Origin of the sequence: uncultured Thiodictyon sp. (assembly GCA_903837595.1) — a bacterium.
Lineage (GTDB): Bacteria > Pseudomonadota > Gammaproteobacteria > Chromatiales > Chromatiaceae > Thiodictyon.
In genome coordinates this window covers 1-5,135 of the sequence record CAILVI010000105.1, presented here as the reverse complement: position 1 = coordinate 5,135, position 5,135 = coordinate 1, and the positions used below count along the sequence as shown (strand labels likewise).

The window sequence follows — 5,135 nt, the reverse complement described above, 5'->3', positions numbered from 1 at the left end:
CTCCCCCAGCGGACGCTTGGCCAGCGCGTTGAAGACCAGCGCGGGCAGGGCGAAGCTCAGCACGTAGCGGCCCATGGCCAGCGCCCCCTCACGCGGGACCCAGCCGGAGCGCACGGCGCCGAATCCCAGGACGATGAGGAGGAAGATCGGGGCGGTGATCGAGACGATGGCGACCAAGCGGGGGGGCCTGCGGTGCTGGGACTGTCCACTGTAGCCGCCAAGGGTAATGGCCGCCAACAGATCCATCAAACACCTGGGGCGCGCCATCTGGGGCTCGCCGTCGGCAGCGAGGTCCTGGCGCTGGTGAAGTCGAGCGATGTACTTGGTGCCTTTCTTGACCAGAGAGTGAGTGCTGAGCGATCCCTGCTGCCAGAGGATCAGAATCCGCCGCAAGGCCTCCGAGACCCAGGCAAGGCGGCCTCGCCGTTATGCCTGGGCATGGCTGAGCCCCTCGGCGCACCGCGTCGAGCGGTCACTCAATGAGCATTGAACCCAGCGACCGCCCAACGCGGCGCTGGCGGCTTGCGCATCATTCGGCTTGCTCTCCACCAGGTCCTCGACCGCCTGCCCGGGCAGGTGTTTGTCCAAGGCGTCCAACAGGCATTATGCCAGGAGACTTTCCCTTCGCGGATGCGGCCGGCGGGGTAGGGTGCAGGCCAGCACCTCCTGACGGATGGCGTCGGTGCCGTCGCGCGGTATCCAGTCGTCCCATCAGGCGCTGAGTCAGGGGCATGCGATTAGGTGGGGGAGGGCGGTCGTTCCCCGTCGTGGGCGAACCGCGCTCAGTCCGATTCCGATGCCGCACGCGCCGCGTCGGCCGACGCGTCCTGCGCCAGGGCTTGCTCGATACGGTAGCGCCCGTAGCCATCCGCGCGCTCGATGTAACGCATGGCCGACCCGGCGTCCTTCCAGCCCACGTACTCCATCAGATCCTTGACGTCCCAGTCATGACCGTTGGCCCAGGTGGCGAAACCGCGGCGCAGGGAATGGCCACTGTAGCGCTCGGGCGTGGCGATCCCCGCCGCCCGGAGGCGCCGGCGCAGCAGCGGCACCAGGCTATTGGGGTGCAGGGCGGCAGTGCCCAGGTGTCCGCCGGGGCCGATGCGGCGAAACACCGGCCCCGTGGTCAGCGCGGCCAGGTCGATCCAGTCGCGATAGGCGCTGACCGGGCAGAGCCGTGACAGGGCAGGGGCCTTGAATTCCGCGCCGAGGCCGTCGTGTGCCGTCTTGGTCCGATGCAGATACAGCGTCATGCCCTCCCCGGGCGTGACCACGATGTCCTCCACGCACAGCCGGCTCAACTCATCGCTGCGAAAGGCCCGCCAGAACCCGATCAGGATGAGCGCCCGATCGCGGGTCGCCCGCAGGAGGCCGACGTGGTCGGCGTCGGTGGTTGCGCGGGTGATGGCCGCGACGAGGGCGGCGTCGAGCTGCGCCAGTTCGGCGATCGGCAAGGGGCGGGCGCGGTGCTCGCGGGCGGGATGCAGCGTGCCGATCCCCTTCAGGACCTGGCGCACCAGGGGCGCCTTGGTGGGATCGGGAAACCCCTGGTCGCGATGCCATTGCGCGAGCGCGGCCAGGCGCAGCTTCAGCGTGTTCAACGACAGGGACGGCGCGTACGCGGCCAGATAGCGCGCCACAGCATCGGCGGTGGCCGGCAGGAACCCGCCCCAGCCTTCTTCAAAATGCCGGACTGCCGACGCATAGCTGCGGCGCGTGTGGTCGCGGGTGGCGGCGGCGAGGTAGTGCGCGAGTTCGGGCATGGGCGGTGGGCGGCCTGCGGGGGTTGCCAGGGTGGCGGGTGGTTGTACCGGAACCGGGCCGGTTTGGGCGGTCCTTTGCGCCTGGACGGGATAAGGGCGGATTATCGCATGTTGAAGTCGACCAAGAGAAGCCGTCTTGCCGACGTCGTGATAGGATGTAACAATACAGTATGTAGCACGGTACGTTATTCAGGCAGACCCCATGGCCCGCGCCGGTATTTCCAAGCATCTGGTTCAACAGGCACGCGATGCGCTGCTGGCTCGCAGTGAGCATCCGTCCATTGATGCCGTACGCGTGGAGCTGGGAAATACCGGCTCCAAGAGCACGATCCATCGCTATCTCCAGGAACTGGCGCAGGACGAAGGGACGCGGCTCGACGACGAGCAGCTGCTGAGTGCGACCCTCGGGACGGCGGTCGCGGGACTCGCCCGGCAGTTGCATGAGGAGGCTCGCGTTGTCGTCGAGGCGGCCGAGACGCGTCACGCGGCGGAGGCGGGCGCGCAGCGTGCTGAGATGGCGCGCTTGGAGCGGGCACTCGGGGAGGTTCAGGTGCAGGCCGGTCAGCTGGGCGAGGCGCTGGCTGCTGAACGCGACGCCCACGCCGCGACCCGCGAGGCGTTACAGCAGGAGCGTCTCCGCACGGCGGCCATCGGTAACGAGAATGCCGCCCTCACGGTACGACTGGCCGAACATGGCCGGCACATCGAATCCCTGGAAGAAAAGCACCGCCACGCGCGCGACGCCCTGGAGCATTATCGGCAGTCGGTCAAAGACCAGCGGGATCAGGACCAGCGCCGCCACGAGACCCAGGTCCAGCAACTTCAGGCCGAACTGCGCCAGCTCGCGCAGACGTTGGTCGCCAAACAGGACGAGGTCACCCGCAGCGGCCAGGACTGCGCCCGCCTATCCGCCGAGTTGGCTGATGCGCGGCGCGAGTTGCGTGAGACCCAGCAGCACTTGCGCGAGGTCCAGCGTGCCAAGGATGATCTGCTCGCCGTCCAGGCGCGACTGGCGGCTGACAACGCGACCTTGACTGAGCAACTGACCGTCGTCGACGCCATGCGCCAGACGCTGGTCGCCGAGGAGCGCGTGCTACGCCAAACCTTGGCCGAACAGGACGGGCTTGTTCAGCGTCTGCAGGTGAGGCTCGAGGTCCAGGCGTCGCTCTATGGCGACTTGCAGCGGCGCCTTGATGGTTTAGGCGTGCCGTCGGCGCCTGACCATGAAGCGACGTGAGGATGCATGATTGCCGGGCATCGTTCATCTGACCCCGCGCCTCCCCCCGTCCTTGCGCTTGCCCCGCGCCGAAGGACGCATTAGCCTACCGCCATGGATGAACTCGGCACAACCATGGGGTGAACTTCGAGTGGTCAACCGTCGACTCCGACCGAGAGGAATAAGCAGTGGTCTCGGTACTGGGTCGTGCGACAAAAACATCTAAGGGTATCAGATAATGTATTTCAGTCTTAAGTCCCCGACTCTCTTCGAACCTGAGGCGATTCCGAGCGTCAATGAGTTTCTGCATGACGAACCCGAAGAGAAGTCCGAGCGCCTCGCAAAAATCAGAAAATTCGCCCAATGGCTCGTCGCTCAAATGGAAAGGAACGGCTTCTCGACTAACGGGCTCGGCCTGGACGGCGACGGCTGGGTTTTCGAAGTGCCGTCCGACGCGGGCTTTGTGATGTGCATCGTTTCCAATCTTGACGGCGACGAAGATAACATCGGCCTGCTGGTGACGGAAATTGGCGGCGCGCCCGAAACCGTCGCTCGTGGCGTCGAAGCGATGTTGAGTAAGTCGCCCGAAATCGTCGAACTGAACGTCGCCCGATAGCGCGCAATCAAAGATGTAGCGGACCGCCGCGAAATTTTCAATGATGAGACTATTGGAACCGACCGTATGGCACAGCCGAATGATGAGCAATTAGGGGTCACCTCACGAAACGGTCGGGTAGCCAGGCGGCGTTACCGCCACCCAGCCCCCTAAGAACCGTGCTTGCGACTTTCACCGCACACGGCTCAAGCCTTGCTAAGCCCCTGCTACAGGGCCGGTAGTTTATCGAGTGGCTCTTCCTGCGTTTCAGACGGCTCTGGTCAGCAAGGCCGAGAGCATGGGCTGGAGCAGCCCCCGACCGCGGCGGCGGACGTTATGCGTGAACTGAAAGAACCCCAGGTAGAGCGGCAATTTCTCCTGCGAGATCCCGCGATGGGGACGGAGCCAGGAGCGCAACAGTGACCAGAAGCCCTCCATCGTGTTGACATGGACCTCGTGGAAGCCGTCACCGTCCTCATCGCGGGCGTACTCGCCCCGGCTGTGGCAGACCGTCTTATGACCATAACCCCACTGCGGCAGTCGGGCATAGATGTCGTACTCGTCGGTGTCGACCTGTGTGCCCGGGGCAATGACCGCCAAAATCAACGGCCGAATGGTCTTTTGCTGAACATTTTCAAGCATCCGAATCACCACTTGTCCGCCGCGCTCGATCATGCCAAAGATCGGTGGCTTCTCTTTTTCCAGGGTCCCGCGACCGGGCGCCCCCGTCAGCCGACGGCACCGCCCCTTGCGCCCTTTTTTTTCACGGCATCAGGATGGCCTTTGTGACCGGCGACCACGTACACCTCGTCACACTCGACCTCGCCCGACAACATCGGCGTCGGCTGGCTGGCTGGCGACGATCCCCGCACGCAGTTGCTCGGTCATCCGCTGCACGTCATCCTCGTTCAGACCCAACTCGTGGGCAATCTGAAGGTTGGAGAGGTTCAGGCCCATCAGGTACAGACAGCCGATCCAGGCCACCAGCGACTGATGGCGCGCGGCGAAGATCGTCCCGGTCAAATCGTCGAAGTGGCGGCCACAGCCCCCGCAACGATACTTCCGGCGCGCTGGCTGGGTGGAATCTCGCCCTTGTTTGCTCACCTGCAACGACTGGCAGTGTGGACACGTCACGGCTTCGGGCCAGTGCAAGCCACGCAGGACTTCGTAACACTTGACGTCATCCAGCAGCGTTGTGAGGGGGATCATCAGCCTAACTCCGAGACCTGCAAACCTTCCTGGCGGCTGGTAATTATAACCCTCTTTTCACGATATTACAAAACCTTAGCAGCCGCCTGAAACGCCGGAAGAGCCAACTCTGTAAGGAGGACGATGATGCCCATGCCCCCGCTGACCGCCATCGCCAGCGGCTTTGCCGATGCCATCGGTGCCGCCTACAACGGCACCCTCGACCAACTGCTGGTAGTCGACTGCGGCAACAACACCATTGTCTCAGTCACCGTTCACACGCACGCCAAGAGCGTCGTAGGTACTGGTTACGGCGTGCTGATCGATCTCGCGCTGAGCGCCGACGGCCTGCACACATATGTGGTCGACGGCG

Annotated in this window: 7 protein-coding genes and 1 pseudogene; 3 read left to right on the top strand and 5 right to left on the bottom strand. The window is 64.5% G+C overall.

Annotated elements, in window-relative coordinates:
* The 3 genes from QZY44_RS06015 to QZY44_RS06005 all read right to left on the bottom strand — a co-directional run.
* Positions 1-393, bottom strand: a 393-nt coding sequence (locus tag QZY44_RS06015) for an AEC family transporter (protein ID WP_295443636.1), incomplete at its 3' end; no start/stop codon positions are given.
* A gap of 33 nt (positions 394-426) precedes the next feature.
* Positions 427-597, bottom strand: a complete 171-nt coding sequence (locus QZY44_RS06010; RefSeq protein ID WP_295443634.1) for a hypothetical protein — start codon at positions 595-597, stop codon at positions 427-429.
* Positions 598-782: 185 nt separating this feature from the next.
* Positions 783-1,763, bottom strand: coding sequence for a site-specific integrase (locus QZY44_RS06005; RefSeq protein WP_295443633.1), 981 nt, complete (start codon positions 1,761-1,763; stop codon positions 783-785).
* 202 nt (positions 1,764-1,965) lie between these two features.
* Here QZY44_RS06005 and QZY44_RS06000 point away from each other — a divergent pair, with 202 nt between their 5' ends.
* The gene (locus QZY44_RS06000) at positions 1,966-3,000 is read left to right on the top strand and encodes a DNA-binding protein (protein ID WP_295443632.1); all 1,035 of its coding nucleotides are present in this window, start codon (positions 1,966-1,968) and stop codon (positions 2,998-3,000) included.
* Between the two features lie 217 nt (positions 3,001-3,217).
* Positions 3,218-3,595, top strand: coding sequence for a hypothetical protein (locus QZY44_RS05995; protein ID WP_295443630.1), 378 nt, complete (start codon positions 3,218-3,220; stop codon positions 3,593-3,595).
* A 246-nt stretch (positions 3,596-3,841) separates the two neighbouring features.
* On the opposite strand, the pseudogene QZY44_RS05990 reads toward QZY44_RS05995, so the two are convergent.
* A pseudogene (locus QZY44_RS05990) lies at positions 3,842-4,309 on the bottom strand (IS1595 family transposase); the annotation flags it as partial.
* A gap of 75 nt (positions 4,310-4,384) precedes the next feature.
* Positions 4,385-4,783, bottom strand: coding sequence for a transposase (locus tag QZY44_RS05985; RefSeq protein ID WP_295443628.1), 399 nt, complete (start codon positions 4,781-4,783; stop codon positions 4,385-4,387).
* Between the two features lie 126 nt (positions 4,784-4,909).
* Between QZY44_RS05985 and QZY44_RS05980 the strand changes: the two genes are divergently transcribed.
* Positions 4,910-5,135: hypothetical protein (locus QZY44_RS05980; RefSeq protein ID WP_295443626.1), on the top strand; the 226-nt coding region annotated here is incomplete at its 3' end.